At 38.5% G+C, this 14,297-nt stretch carries 14 protein-coding genes; all 14 read right to left on the bottom strand.

Features of this window, described 5'->3' with window-relative positions:
• Positions 1-276: 276 nt before the first annotated feature.
• Complete coding sequence (murA, locus tag ACFTQ7_RS14190) at positions 277-1,590, bottom strand: UDP-N-acetylglucosamine 1-carboxyvinyltransferase (RefSeq protein ID WP_386829510.1); 1,314 nt, start codon at positions 1,588-1,590, stop codon at positions 277-279.
• Between the two features lie 378 nt (positions 1,591-1,968).
• Entirely contained in the window at positions 1,969-2,208 is a 240-nt protein-coding gene (locus tag ACFTQ7_RS14185) for a DUF1146 family protein (RefSeq protein WP_349660625.1), read from the bottom strand.
• 86 nt (positions 2,209-2,294) lie between these two features.
• A complete protein-coding gene (locus ACFTQ7_RS14180) occupies positions 2,295-2,702 on the bottom strand; it encodes a F0F1 ATP synthase subunit epsilon (protein WP_079559415.1) in 408 nt (135 codons plus the stop codon).
• Positions 2,703-2,726: 24 nt separating this feature from the next.
• Positions 2,727-4,142, bottom strand: coding sequence for a F0F1 ATP synthase subunit beta (gene atpD / locus ACFTQ7_RS14175; RefSeq protein WP_323654278.1), 1,416 nt, complete (start codon positions 4,140-4,142; stop codon positions 2,727-2,729).
• A 49-nt stretch (positions 4,143-4,191) separates the two neighbouring features.
• A complete protein-coding gene (gene atpG, locus ACFTQ7_RS14170) occupies positions 4,192-5,049 on the bottom strand; it encodes an ATP synthase F1 subunit gamma (RefSeq protein ID WP_323654277.1) in 858 nt (285 codons plus the stop codon).
• Between the two features lie 46 nt (positions 5,050-5,095).
• Positions 5,096-6,604 (bottom strand): F0F1 ATP synthase subunit alpha, encoded by a 1,509-nt coding sequence (gene atpA / locus ACFTQ7_RS14165; RefSeq protein ID WP_323654276.1) that lies wholly within the window; start codon positions 6,602-6,604, stop codon positions 5,096-5,098.
• A 28-nt stretch (positions 6,605-6,632) separates the two neighbouring features.
• Positions 6,633-7,169, bottom strand: a complete 537-nt coding sequence (locus tag ACFTQ7_RS14160) for a F0F1 ATP synthase subunit delta (protein WP_386829508.1) — start codon at positions 7,167-7,169, stop codon at positions 6,633-6,635.
• On the bottom strand, positions 7,166-7,702 hold the full coding sequence (atpF, locus tag ACFTQ7_RS14155) for a F0F1 ATP synthase subunit B (protein WP_386829507.1): 537 nt from the start codon (positions 7,700-7,702) through the stop codon (positions 7,166-7,168). The genes ACFTQ7_RS14160 and atpF overlap by 4 nt, the downstream gene beginning before the upstream one ends.
• A gap of 177 nt (positions 7,703-7,879) precedes the next feature.
• Complete coding sequence (atpE, locus tag ACFTQ7_RS14150) at positions 7,880-8,092, bottom strand: F0F1 ATP synthase subunit C (RefSeq protein ID WP_049668022.1); 213 nt, start codon at positions 8,090-8,092, stop codon at positions 7,880-7,882.
• 63 nt (positions 8,093-8,155) lie between these two features.
• Positions 8,156-8,878: a F0F1 ATP synthase subunit A gene (gene atpB / locus ACFTQ7_RS14145; RefSeq protein WP_386829505.1), complete on the bottom strand. Its 723-nt coding sequence runs from the start codon at positions 8,876-8,878 to the stop codon at positions 8,156-8,158.
• Between the two features lie 37 nt (positions 8,879-8,915).
• On the bottom strand, positions 8,916-9,287 hold the full coding sequence (locus ACFTQ7_RS14140) for an ATP synthase subunit I (RefSeq protein WP_386829503.1): 372 nt from the start codon (positions 9,285-9,287) through the stop codon (positions 8,916-8,918).
• Positions 9,288-9,803: 516 nt separating this feature from the next.
• Positions 9,804-10,925 (bottom strand): non-hydrolyzing UDP-N-acetylglucosamine 2-epimerase, encoded by a 1,122-nt coding sequence (wecB, locus tag ACFTQ7_RS14135; protein WP_386829501.1) that lies wholly within the window; start codon positions 10,923-10,925, stop codon positions 9,804-9,806.
• A 206-nt stretch (positions 10,926-11,131) separates the two neighbouring features.
• Positions 11,132-11,761, bottom strand: coding sequence for a uracil phosphoribosyltransferase (gene upp / locus ACFTQ7_RS14130; protein WP_386829499.1), 630 nt, complete (start codon positions 11,759-11,761; stop codon positions 11,132-11,134).
• 125 nt (positions 11,762-11,886) lie between these two features.
• A complete protein-coding gene (locus tag ACFTQ7_RS14125; RefSeq protein WP_386829497.1) occupies positions 11,887-14,037 on the bottom strand; it encodes an EAL domain-containing protein in 2,151 nt (716 codons plus the stop codon).
• Positions 14,038-14,297 lie beyond the last annotated feature (260 nt).

The following is a 14,297-nucleotide window of genomic DNA, read 5'->3' as shown; positions in this document are numbered from 1 at the left end:
CTATATATTAACGTTTTAAATACGTATGCCCTGCTATAGATGATCTTCGTTCCGGCTGGGCGACTCCTTGGGGATTAGCAATAGAGGAACGAAGGCTAAAACCATCACATCCTTTGATAACGCCTGTGCGAAAGCGTAGCGACAGCAACAAAGCACCCAGCCGGAACGGAAATCAACTTCACGTTATGATGATAAGCACTTATTAGATTATCGCCACCGTGGATTAAACTATAAAGAAAAACCCTTTGCTCTTAAGCAAAGGGTTGGGAAATCTATTTAGTTTGTTGGTAATTCTACAGTTGTTTTTTCTTCAACGATAACGTCCTCTACTGGTACACGTTCAATTTGTGCGCCAAGTGAAGCCAATTTGCCGTGGAAATCAACATAACCACGATCTAAGTGATGAAGTTTTGTAACTCTAGTCACCCCTTCAGATACAAGGCCTGCTAAAATTAGTGCAGCCGCAGCTCGTAAATCAGTCGCCATTACTTCAGCACCCTGAAGATCTATTGGCCCTTCGATAAACACAGAACGTCCTTCTATTTTAGCGCCGGCATTCATGCGACGGAACTCCTCAACATGCATAAAACGATTTTCAAAAACCGTTTCCGTAATAATACTCGTACCTTCAGCAGTTAACATCAAGGCCATCATTTGAGATTGCATATCTGTTGGGAAGCCTGGATGTGGCATAGTTTTAATATCAACAGCTTTTAATGGTTTAGGAGCGCGTACGCGGATTCCTTCATCTAGCTCAGTGATTTCTACACCCATTTCACGCATCTTTGCAATTAATGCTGTCATATGCTCAGGAACCGCATTTTCAATCGTTACATCACCTTTTGTAATTGCTGCTGCAACCATAAATGTGCCAGCTTCAATACGGTCAGGAATAATATGATGCTCTGTTCCATATAATGTATCGACTCCTTCGATACGAATTGTATTCGTACCTGCTCCGATAACACGACCACCCATATTATTAATGAAGTTTGCAAGATCTACAATTTCAGGCTCTTTCGCTGCATTTTCAATTACAGTCGTTCCTTGCGCTAACGCTGCAGCAGTCATGATATTTTCAGTTGCCCCAACGCTAGGGAAGTCCAAATACACATTTGCGCCTTTTAAACGTCCATCTGCCTTTGCCTCTACAAAACCATGACCAAACGAGATTTTTGCTCCCATAGCCTCAAAGCCCTTTAAATGTAACTCAATTGGACGAGAACCGATTGCACAGCCCCCAGGTAAAGCAACACGAGCATAACCATTTCGAGCAAGTAAAGAACCCATCACTAAAATCGATGCACGCATTTTACTTACATATTCAAATTGAGCTTCACTAGAAAGTTCTTTTGTTGTGTCGATATATACTGTATTATCCTCAGGTATATATGTAACAGCCGCATTTAGACTTTTTAGTACTTCATTTATAGTAAAGACGTCTGCTAAGTTAGGGACTTCCTTAATTACATTTTCTCCTTTAGAAGCAAGTAAAGCTGCTGCTAGGATTGGTAACACCGCATTTTTTGCGCCCTCTACGCGTACTTTCCCCTGTAGCTGTTGGCCGCCAGTCACTATTATTTTTTCCACCCTATGTCCCTCCGAATTCAATCTATTAACCTATCAAAATTTTATTTTAAAAAGAAGTATAATGTCATAATCAGTAAACAAACAACTCTATAGTACAACTTTTCTTACGCTCGTTCAAGCGTCCAAATCACTATTTTACGTCATTTTTTAATATTTTGCTATTTATTTATTGTACGCATGATTTTTTTTTTTGTGAATGACCAATAACATGGAAGATAAGCGTAAATTTTTAATATATACCCAAAGATTTGTGAACAAAAACCGAAATCTCACAAATTTCTTTTATTACATATTTCAAAGGACCACATAAATTATGTTATAAAGCCCTGTGAAATATGTAGATTCAACAGCTAACATATAAAAAGTAGTAAGGGCCTCCTAAAATAAATACGGAAGCTTCCCAGACCAATTTGAAAATTGGAGAAAGAAATTTGAAACGGCTGATCCTATTGCAACGCTTAATAAAATATAAATTAATTGGACTTGAAATACTTTATTCTTCTTAAAAAGCTTTTCTAACATAAACGCTTGTAGCGCATAAAAGGTAATAGCGATAAAAAATATGTGCGATAAAATACCTATTAAAGCTTCCTGTCCTACTGCCCTATATAATTCCATGTTGTTCCTCCATATTCCTTCCTCTAGTCACTGTGGAATAATGTTAAAAAACGGACAGATGTTGAATCTGCCCGTTAAAATTTGAATTAGATATTACCCTCATGAACGTTGATACGATTCAACGCACGTTTTAATGCTAGGTCAGCACGTTTGAAATCAATGTTATCTTGTTTATCTTGAAGACGTCCTTCAGCACGTTTAACGGCTTCTTTAGCACGTTTAACATCGATGCTTTCAGCAATTTCAGCAGATGGCGCTAAAATTGAGATTTTTTCAGGGCGAACTTCAATGAAACCACCGCTTAAAGCTACAAGTTCAGTTGAACCGTCTTCTTTTTTAAGCTTCACTGCACCAATTGCAAGTGGAGCGACCATAGGAATATGGCCTGCAAGAACACCGATTTCTCCTGAAGTTGTTTTTGCGATTACCATTGAAACTTCAGAATCGTATACTGGGCCGTCGGGAGTGACAATATTGACTTGAACTGTCTTCATATTTTTTCCTCCTCGTCCCTAGTATTAAACCTCTACGCCCATGCTTTTCGCTTTTTCAACTACTTCATCAATAGAACCAACTAGACGGAAAGCATCTTCTGGTAGGTGATCCCATTTGCCATCAAGGATTTCCTTGAATGAGCGAACAGTTTCTTTAACAGGTACATAAGAACCTTTTTGACCAGTAAATTGCTCCGCAACGTGGAAGTTCTGAGATAAGAAGAATTGAATACGACGAGCACGTTCTACTGTTTGTTTATCTTCATCAGATAATTCATCCATACCTAAGATAGCAATGATATCTTGTAATTCACGGTAACGTTGGATTGTACGTTGTACACCAGTAGCGATAGCGTAGTGCTCAGCGCCTACGATTTCAGGTGATAAAGCACGAGAAGTCGAAGCTAATGGGTCAACCGCAGGGTAGATACCCATTTCTGATAATTTACGCTCAAGGTTAGTAGTTGCATCTAAGTGAGCGAAAGTTGTAGCTGGAGCCGGGTCAGTATAGTCATCGGCTGGTACATAAATCGCTTGGATAGAAGTTACAGAACCTTTGTTAGTAGATGTGATACGCTCTTGTAATTTACCCATTTCAGTTGCAAGTGTTGGTTGGTAACCTACCGCAGAAGGCATACGACCTAATAGGGCAGAAACCTCAGAACCTGCTTGAGTGAAACGGAAGATATTGTCGATGAATAAAAGTACGTCAGCACCTTGCTCATCACGGAAGTATTCTGCCATTGTAAGACCAGTTAAAGCTACACGCATACGTGCGCCTGGTGGCTCGTTCATTTGACCGAATACCATCGCTGTTTGCTTGATAACGCCTGAATCGCTCATCTCGAAGAATAAGTCGTTCCCTTCACGAGTACGCTCACCTACACCAGCGAATACAGAGATACCTGAGTGCTCTTGTGCGATGTTGTTGATTAATTCTTGGATTAATACTGTTTTACCTACACCGGCACCACCGAATAGACCGATTTTACCACCTTTGATGTATGGTGCTAATAAGTCTACTACTTTGATACCTGTTTCAAGAATTTCAACTGTAGTTGAAAGTTCATCGAAAGATGGTGCTTCGCGGTGAATTGAATCACGACGAACGTCAGCTGGAATCTCTTCACCTAAGTCGATTACTTCTCCTAGTACGTTGAATACACGTCCTAAAGTAACTTCACCAACTGGTACTGAGATAGCTTTTCCTGAGTCTGTTACTTCTGCTCCACGTTGTAAGCCATCAGTAGATGACATTGCAATTGTACGAACAGAATCATCACCTAAATGAAGAGCAACTTCTAATGCAAGAATTGTTGGTTCTTCATTTGGACGTTCAATCTTAACTGTTAGTGAGTTATAGATTGCTGGTAATTGGCCATTGTCAAATTTTACGTCAACAACTGGACCCATTACTTGAATAACATGTCCTTTATTCATTACTGTGTATCCTCCTATCGTATTCTTATACGACATTGGGAAGCTGGGCCTATTCTAAGGCTGCAGCTCCACCAACGATTTCTGTAATTTCTTGTGTAATCGCCGCTTGACGCGCACGGTTATATTGCAATGAAAGATCTGAAATAAGATCAGATGCGTTATCAGTTGCATTTTTCATAGCCGTCATACGAGAAGCATGTTCACTTGCTTTTCCATCTAATAATGCGCCGTAAACTAAGCTTTCCGCGTATTGTGGAAGTAATACTTCTAGAATTGCTTCACCAGATGGCTCAAATTCGTAAGAAGCATTACTGCTAGCAGGTGCAAGATCCGTTAATGGAAGAAGTTTTTTCTCTGTCACTTCGCTAGCAATAGCGCTGACAAAGTGATTGTAGTACATATAAAGTTCATCATACGTACCGTCAATGAACATACCAACAGCTTTACGAGCGATTTCTTTAATATCAGCAAATGATGGTTGGTCCGGAAGACCGATAACATCGCTGATGACATTATGATCACGTTTCACAAAGTAGTCACGAACAACACGACCTACCGCCAGAATCACGTATTCGTCTTTCGATTTATGACGCTCATCAATTGTACGTTGTACTTGACGTAGGATACTCGAATTGTAAGCACCTGCAAGACCACGGTCAGAACCAATGACTAAGTAAGCTGTTTTCTTAACAGGACGAGCAGTTAACATTGGATGTCCACTGTCTTTTGTTCCTGAAGCGATCGCGCCTACTACGTCCTGGATTTTTTCCATGTAAGGAACGTACGCCTTAGCGTTTTGCTCTGCACGACGTAACTTTGAAGAAGAAACCATCTGCATCGCTTTCGTAATTTGTTTCGTACTCTTTGTAGAATTAATACGACCTTTTATTTCGCGTAAGTTTACCACTGGTATTTCACCACCTTTTGTTTTTTAATCAAGTGACTGCTCGAACTTATTCTGATTTAGCGAAAGTTTTTTTGAATGCATTGATTGCTTCAACGTAATCCGCATCAGGAGCAAGCTCTTTTGTAGTACGAACGTGATCTAAAACGTTTGTGTGGTTTGATTCTAACCAGCTTAAGAATTCATTTTCAAAGCGAACGATATCTTGTACTGGAATATCATCTAAGTGACCTTTAGTTAATGCATAAAGGATAGCAACTTGTTTTTCAACTTTAAGTGGTTTGTTTAGGTCTTGTTTAAGAACTTCAACCGTACGTTTACCACGCTCAAGTTTAGCAAGTGTGATTTTATCTAAATCAGAACCAAATTGAGCAAATGATTCAAGCTCACGGAATGCAGCTAAGTCAAGACGTAGTGTACCCGCAACTTTTTTCATCGCTTTAATTTGAGCAGATCCACCTACACGTGATACAGAAAGACCGGCGTTAATCGCTGGACGTACACCTGAGTTGAATAAGTCAGATTGTAAGAAAATTTGTCCATCAGTAATTGAGATTACGTTAGTTGGGATGTATGCAGAGATATCCCCAGCTTGTGTCTCAACGAATGGAAGAGCTGTAATAGAACCATTTTGATATGTTTCATTTAACTTCGCAGCACGTTCAAGTAAGCGGCTGTGTAAGTAGAAAACATCACCAGGGTATGCTTCACGACCTGGAGGACGGCGTAGAAGAAGTGAAAGTTCACGGTAAGCTGATGCTTGTTTAGAAAGATCATCATACACGATTAATACGTGCTTACCTTGTAACATGAATTCTTCTGCCATAGAAACACCAGCAAATGGTGCTAAGTAAAGTAATGGAGCTGGTTGAGACGCAGCAGCAGTTACAACGATTGTATAATCTAATGCACCGTGCTTACGTAACGTTTCAACTACACCACGTACAGTTGATTCTTTTTGACCGATAGCAACGTAGATACAAATCATGTTTTCACCATTTTGGTTTAAGATTGTATCGATTGCTACTGATGTTTTACCAGTTTGACGGTCACCGATGATTAACTCACGTTGACCACGACCGATTGGTACTAAAGCGTCAATCGCTTTGATACCAGTTTGTAGTGGTTCGTGTACTGATTTACGAGCCATTACACCGAAAGCTGGACTTTCGATTGGACGAGATTTTGTTGTGTTGATTGGACCTTGTCCATCCACTGGTTGACCAAGTGGGTTTACAACACGGCCAATTAGTTCTTCACCAACTGGTACTTCCATGATACGACCTGTACGACGAACTTCATCGCCTTCTTTGATGTCTGCGTATGGACCTAAGATTACGATACCAACGTTACCTTCTTCTAGGTTTTGAGCCATACCCATAACACCGTTAGAGAACTCTAAAAGCTCTCCAGCCATGGCGTTGTCGAGGCCATGAGCAAGTGCGATACCGTCACCAATACGGATAACTGTACCAACTTCGCTTACTTTAAGTTCAGATTCATAATTCTCAATCTGTTGTTTAATCAGACTGCTGATTTCTTCAGCCTTGATGCCCATGTATGTCACCTCTCACATTTCTAAATTATTAACCGATTAATTCACGTTTTAGGCGCTCAAGCTTGTTCGCTACTGAGCTATCATAAATATGATTACCGATTTGAACACGAATACCACCAAGAAGTGATGGATCAATTTCGTTTGTAATGTTTAATGTTTGTTTCCCTACAAGTTTCGCAAATGTTGTAGAAATATTAGCGCTTTCTTCAGCAGAAAGTGCACGAGTAGAGAATACTGTTGCATCTGCAGAACCTTGTGCCTGTGCAGCAAGTTCAGCATATGCGTTCGCAATAAGCTTCACTTCGTTTACACGTTTTTTCTCAACAAGTAGTTGAACTGTGTGTAAAACCTCTGGCGTTGCACCAGCAAAGATTTCAGCTACCATTTGCTTCTTACGTTCGATAGAGAACTTAGGAGCATTTAAAAGTGTTAAAAAATCAGGAGATTCTTTGACTACTTTTGTTAGCTCGTTTAAGTCTGCTCCAACTTCAGCAAGAATGTTTTTTTGTTGCGCTAATTCAAATAGCGCTTGTGCGTAACGTTTTGCTACAGTTGAATTACTCATCGAGCTTCCCCTGCCTTCGCAATCGTCTCTTCAATTAGAGCACGGTTGTCTGCCTCAGAAATCTCTTTGCTAAGGACTTTAGATGCTGCAAGTACAGATAATGAAACGACTTCATCACGTACAGCTGCAATAGCTTTTTCTTTTTCAGACTCAATTTCACGTAAAGCCGATTCTTTTAAGCGGTTTGCTTCATTGCGAGCTGCAGTAAGAATTTCTTCTTTTTGCATTTCGCCTTGCTTCTTAGCGCCCTCAACAATCGATTGTGCTTCCGTACGAGCTTCTTTAAGAAGGCTCTTTTGTTCTTCTAAATATTGGTGCGAATCTTTACGAGCTTTTTCAGCTGCTTCGATTTCACTAGCTACTAATTCTTCACGTTGTTGCATGATGCCCATAAGTGGACCCCAAGCGAACTTTTTAAGTAAAAACATTAACACTAAGAAAATGATTAATGTTGCGGCGATGTCACCACCATTGAATAACGCTTCTTCACTAGTGCCAGTGCTAGTACCTAGTACAAGATAATCTAAAAACACGATTGTTTCACTCCCTTCAAGAGCTTTGACTTCAACATAATAAATTAATTACTTACTTGAAAAACTACCTATTTTAAAAAGCTATATTTGCACATAGCTTTTATCAGTTCCAAAATGAAGGGCGAAGTTTCATCTTAAGATTTCTGCTTCGCCACTAGAATTCAGTGTACAACTGAATTATTTGTTCATTACGATGAATGCGATTACTACTGCGATGATTGGTAGGGCTTCAACTAATGCTACCCCGATGAACATTGTAGTTTGAAGTACGCCACGAGCTTCTGGTTGGCGAGCGATACCTTCTACTGTTTTTGAAACGATAAGACCGTTACCGATACCTGCACCAAGTGCACCTAGACCGATTGCGATTGCTGCTGCTAATAAACCCATTTGAAAATTTCCTCCTTGGAATTGTTTGTTTTTTTTGGTTTAAGCATAAGATTATGCTTTATATTAATGGTCATCGCTCACTTTATGAGCCATGTAAACCATTGTTAACATTGTGAAGATAAAGGCTTGGATAAAGCCGATGAAAATAGAGAAACCTTGCCATGCCATCATTGGAACAATTGCTCCGATGAATCCAACAGCACCTGTTGATGCTAGACCTGCGATTAAGCCAAGTAAAATCTCACCTGCATAAATGTTACCGTAAAGACGAAGACCTAATGTTAAAGTGTTCGCAAACTCTTCAACGATTTTTAGCGGGAACATGAATGACATTGGTTTGAAGAATGTACCAACATAATGGCCTGTCCCCTTCATTTTAATACCATAGAAATGTGTTAAGGCTAAAACCATTGCTGCAAGCGTCATTGTAACAGTTGGGTCAGCTGTAGGTGATTTCCACCAAAGTTCGTGTTTATAGACGATAGAGAATGGAAGACCTAATAAGTTAGATACCGCGATAAACATAATTAGCGTAATACCTAAAATATGGAATCGTCCGCCAGTTTTCCAGTCCATATTGCTTTTGATGATGTTCTTTACGAAATCCATAATCCATTCCATAAAGTTTTGCATACCTGTAGGTTTTAACTTTAGGCTTCTAGTTGAGATAAACGCGATTAAGAAAACGATTACAGCTGCAACTAGTAACATCATTATAGTTGAAAGGTTGAATGTTAGTGTAAAAAGACCAAAATCAACTACTTTCAATGGAGCTTCATGATTCATTGTTATTTTTCACCTCTCTTTCTAATTTTAAAGCACATTAGCGGTTCCTTACATGTGACACAATTCTCTCGACAAAGAGAAAAACGTACGGAATCATTAGCCCTATGACCGTGCTAATTAAGTGAAAATAGTTTGGCAACGAAATGGCTAGAGCGACTGCCGCTACACCTGACCCAAAGCGGAGCATTGTACCAAGTGAGCCTATTTTCTTCCCTTCACTAATGGATCGATCAAACTTCTCCATACGGCGAACTAAAATCCAAAAATTATACGTACCAAATAATGCACCGATTGCGATGCCCGCAAAAAACGTCTGATAGGGCGTAAATCCCCAGCCTAAAGCACAGAGTGCGAGCAAAAAAAATAACGCTCTCTTCTGCATAGCAAAAATGTGATGCAAATCTAGCATTGGTTTATAATCTCCTGAATCATTTTTTCGAGTAAAGAAACATTTGCTGACCACTATGTGAAATCAGAAAAGAGCAGTGAAAAACACTACTCACAGCGGAATAGTAACGGGAGAGCGTCATTTTGAAATTACAGGTGTAAATCCCCAAAAATCTTACACCCCGAAACGCACAAAACGTTGCAAATCGACAGCTTTTGGTTTGAACTGTCAATTTAGTAGAAACTTGATGTAACAAGTGTTTCAACCTCTATTTACGAATAGAAACCCTTATCATTCTTACCCTTTGTAAGCATACAATAGGAGATATTTGAAGTCAATTAGTAAAGTAGAAAAACTTCACAGCCACTATAGTCTTGACAAATTGTTGACAAATTTGTGTATGGAAATTCATAGTTTCAAAAACACAGTTAACGTTTATGCAAAGAAAAGCTAATTTGCGACACATATATGCTCGCAAATTAGCCCGCCTACCACAATTAGTACATTAGACTCATTTTTCATTTCTGAAAAGGGATATTACTTGCTTTTTTGTAAAAATCCCAAAAGAGCCTTCACAATATACTCTGAAGCATGTCCATCTCCATAAGGATTTGACGCTTTTGACATTGCTTCATAAGCATTTGTATCTTCTATTAATTGTTTAGCTAGAGAATAGATAGTATCTTCTTCCGTTCCTGCTAGCTTTAGAGTCCCTGCTGCAATACCTTCTGGGCGCTCCGTTGTATCTCTTAGTACTAGAACTGGTTTGCCTAATGAAGGTGCTTCCTCTTGGACACCACCAGAATCCGTTAAAATCATATAAGAATTAGCCGCAAAGTTATGGAAATCAAAGACTTCAAGAGGTTCAATCAAATGAACACGCTTATGATCTCCTAATATTTCATTCGCTATTTCTCGTACAGCTGGATTCATATGAACTGGGTAAACAACTTGTACATCCTCATGCTCTGCTAAAATTCTAGTAATCGCTCTGAACATATGACGCATAGGTTCACCTAAATTTTCACGACGATGTGCTGTTAATAAAATCATACGGTCTGTGCCTATTTTGTCTAAGACAGGATGTGTGTAATGTTCACTTACTGTTGTAGCTAATGCGTCGATTGCTGTGTTACCAGTGACATAGATAGTATCAGGGTTTTTATTTTCATCTAAAAGGTTTTTCTTTGATACTTCTGTCGGTGCGAAATGAAGATCAGCCATAACGCCTGTTAACTGGCGATTCATTTCCTCTGGGTATGGTGAATACTTATTCCAAGTTCGAAGACCCGCTTCCACATGTCCGATAGCAATTTGGTTATAAAATGCAGCTAGACTTGCAATGAAAGTCGTTGCTGTATCACCATGTACTAAAACAATATCCGGTTTTGCTTCTTTCATGACTTTGTCTAAGCCTTGTAAAGCATTCGTCGTCACGTCAATTAATGTTTGACGATCCTTCATAATATTCAAATCGTAATCAGGTGTAATTTTAAATGTTTCTAAAACTTGATCGAGCATTTGGCGATGTTGGGCTGTTACCGTCACAATCGACTCTATTTGCTCAGGATGCTTTTGTAATTCCAATACTAGTGGGGCCATTTTAATAGCCTCTGGTCTCGTACCGAAAATCGTCATTACTTTCCATTTTTTCGTCAAAACGATTTGCACCGTCCTTTGTTATATTTGTATGAAAAGTGCTTTACTTCCATTGATCTGCGTCATATGAGGCAAGATTGAACTTTAATAGAAGTAATTCGCCTAACATACTATGAAACGTCCTTCAATAATGAAGGACGCTCTCTATAGTTATATGTTCCCTAAAAATTACATACTAAACTAAATCAACAAAAAAGTGTTCAGTATTATTTTGTACCGAATAGGCGGTCGCCTGCATCACCTAAACCAGGGACAATGTAGCCATGGTCATCTAATTTTTCATCAAGTGCAGCAATATAAATATCTACATCTGGATGCTGTTCTTGAATTTCTTTTACACCCTCTGGCGCAGCGATTAAGCACATGAATTTAATGCTTTTCGCACCACGTTTTTTCAGTGAGTTGATCGCTTCCACTGCTGATCCACCAGTTGCAAGCATTGGGTCTACAATGATGAAATCACGTTCTTCTACATCTGCAGGAAGTTTTGCATAGTATTCTACAGGTTTTAACGTTTCTGGATCACGATAAAGACCGATATGACCAACTTTAGCAGCTGGAATTAGGTTTAATACGCCATCTACCATGCCAATACCTGCACGTAAAATCGGTACAATCGCAAGTTTCTTACCAGAAAGTACTTTTGTTTTAGCAACAGTAACCGGTGTCTCAATTTCAATTTCTTCTACTGGCATATCACGTGTAATTTCGAATGCCATTAATGTTGCCACTTCGTCTACTAGCTCACGAAATTCTTTAGTTCCTGTATTCTTATCACGAATATAAGTTAACTTGTGTTGGATTAGTGGATGATCAAATACGTATACTTTGCTCAAAGGGATTCTCTCCTAACCGTTCGGATTCATTTTTATCTCACCTAGTATAACAGAAAAAAGGAGTCGTCTCAAAAATAAATTTGGGACAACTCCTTTTCAAGAATGTTTCCTACATATGCTAGCGGTTATTTATCAAGTATTGTATTTACTTGTTCTATTGTCATTGGTTTGTAATAGAAATATCCTTGTCCTACTGTACAGCCTAATGCGCGTAAAATCTCAACTTGCTCTTTGTTTTCAATACCTTCTGCAACCGAAGTCATTCCTAGGTTTAATGCTAATTGAATAATGGATCGGACAATAGCGAGTGTCGCACCATCATTAATAGCATTAATAAAGCTACGATCTATTTTTAATTCAGTAAATGGCAGTCTTTGTAAATAACTTAAAGATGAAAAGCCTGTGCCAAAGTCGTCCACCGAAGTTTTAAAGCCGTAGCCCTTTAATTCCTGGATAATAGAAAAAGCTGTCTGAAAATCAACTAGGCCAATATTTTCCGTCACCTCTAAAATGATATATTTCGGATCAATATCATATTTCCGAACGAGCCCCAATGTATGCTGTACAAAATTAGCATAATAAAAATGATCCGGCGAAATATTGACTGCCACCTTCACTAATTTTTTCCCTAATGTCTTTCGCTCTGCTAACCATGAAAGAACCAACTCTAATATTTGAACATCGATTTCGCGTACCTTTCCTGCACTTTCTGCCACTGGAATAAAGATTGCCGGTGACACGAAACCTAGTTTTGGAGAAATCCAGCGAGCAAGCGCTTCAATACTATGAATTTCACCTGTTCGTAAATCAACCTTTGGCTGCAAATTCACCGAGATTTCTTTATTTTTTAATGCCTGTGCCAAATGGTTTAACACGGTCATTTGCTGCTCAAGCACATCATTTCTTTCTTGCGTAAATATTTCCGTATGAGTACCCGGTTTATTGGCAGCAAAGGATACAGCATTATCTGCAAAGCGAATCGCATCAGCCATTTTGATCTCATCGTTATATAAAGCAATACCCGTTTTTAGCGTAATATAAATGTTCTTACCACCTATAATAAAAGGCTGACGAATAATCTCTTTAATGCGCCTTTCATAATAGAAGAAATCTTCATCAGCTGTTGCATTGGACATGATTAAACTAGAGCTTGTAAATCTAGCAATATATTCGTTACGCTCATATTTCTCTTCATTTAAACGTTTGGCAATTTGTCTTAACAGCTCATCTCCCGCTTCACGTCCATATAACTCGACAATATGATGGAATTCGCTTGGCTTTAAGATTTTGATGTTACCATTTTGACTGCACTCTTTTTCTACCTTATTTAAAAAACCGTGTCGATTCGGTAGCCCCGTTGTGATATCGACATAGGCTAAATCCCATATCTTTTTTTGTGTTTTTGCATACGAATATGCCAACGCAACAAGAGCACCGATTTTTCGAAACATAAATTCAAAAAACTTCTTTTCATCACCATGTTGCTCTAACAATATTGCAAACAATCCAATTGCTTGCTGTTGTTGATTGTATATTGGCATAAACCACCCAAATGACTTTTTAGATGAATTGGCAAACCTTTTGTATTCTATTGGAATATCAATATCATCCAAATTTTTCACTAGAATGGACGTCTCCCCTTGCATAACACTCTTAAAAAAATCATTGTTTTCACAACAATCGGGTAAACCTTTTGTTTTATCGTTCCCTCTATAAATCTGTAATTGATTTGCCTCCGTTTTGACAAGTACCATACTTGATATATTCGGCATAAAAAATTCATCTAAACTACTGCAAACAATGCTCATCTTTTTATCAAAGGAATTGTCCTTTTCAATCGCTTCGTACATAGCATTCTCAAGGCGCATTAAAAACTCCACGTTGTGATCGTACGTAACATCCTTCACAAGTACTAAAACAAATAATGTTTCATCTTTATTATTTTGAAATGGGAGTGCTTGTACCTCTGCCCAAAAAAGAGGTTTATCGAAGCAACTATGGTGCAATTTTGCTTGTACCAAAACTCCACTATGTATTTTTTGTTTAATCTTTTCAAGAGTTGTCTGTTCTTCGTTTGACAACAATGCAAAATAATCGCTATTTATTATTTGCGAACGTGTAGTATTTGTCAGCGTACAAAAAGAATCATTACATTCCAATACGCAATGATTATTTGTCGCATCAAAAATAACGTAGCTTTCTTTAGAATGATCCCCTAACCTACGAATTGCATTTAATAATATTTCATTTTCTATGGACATCGTTTTAGTAACCATACAGCCCCTCCTCCCTCTTACATTGTACATAAAAATTCAATAAATTGTCACTTTTATAAAAAAACCTTTTTCCACAAGGACATTATCTGTCTCACTCTTCTATACTATATCCTTTTATACTAAGTTTATGTAAATAAATTCAAAATTAAAGTATTTTATTTCCATTCTAGAAAAATAACTTATCATCGAAACATTTTGTCGAGTTCCATTCCGCAGGCGTCCGCGAGAGTAGCTCACAGCAGTGCCAATAAAAAAAGCTG

It is taken from the genome of Lysinibacillus sp. NPDC056959, assembly GCF_042674095.1.
Classification (GTDB): Bacteria; Bacillota; Bacilli; order Bacillales_A; family Planococcaceae; genus Lysinibacillus; species Lysinibacillus zambalensis.
This window is presented reverse-complemented; position numbering and strand designations above follow the sequence as displayed.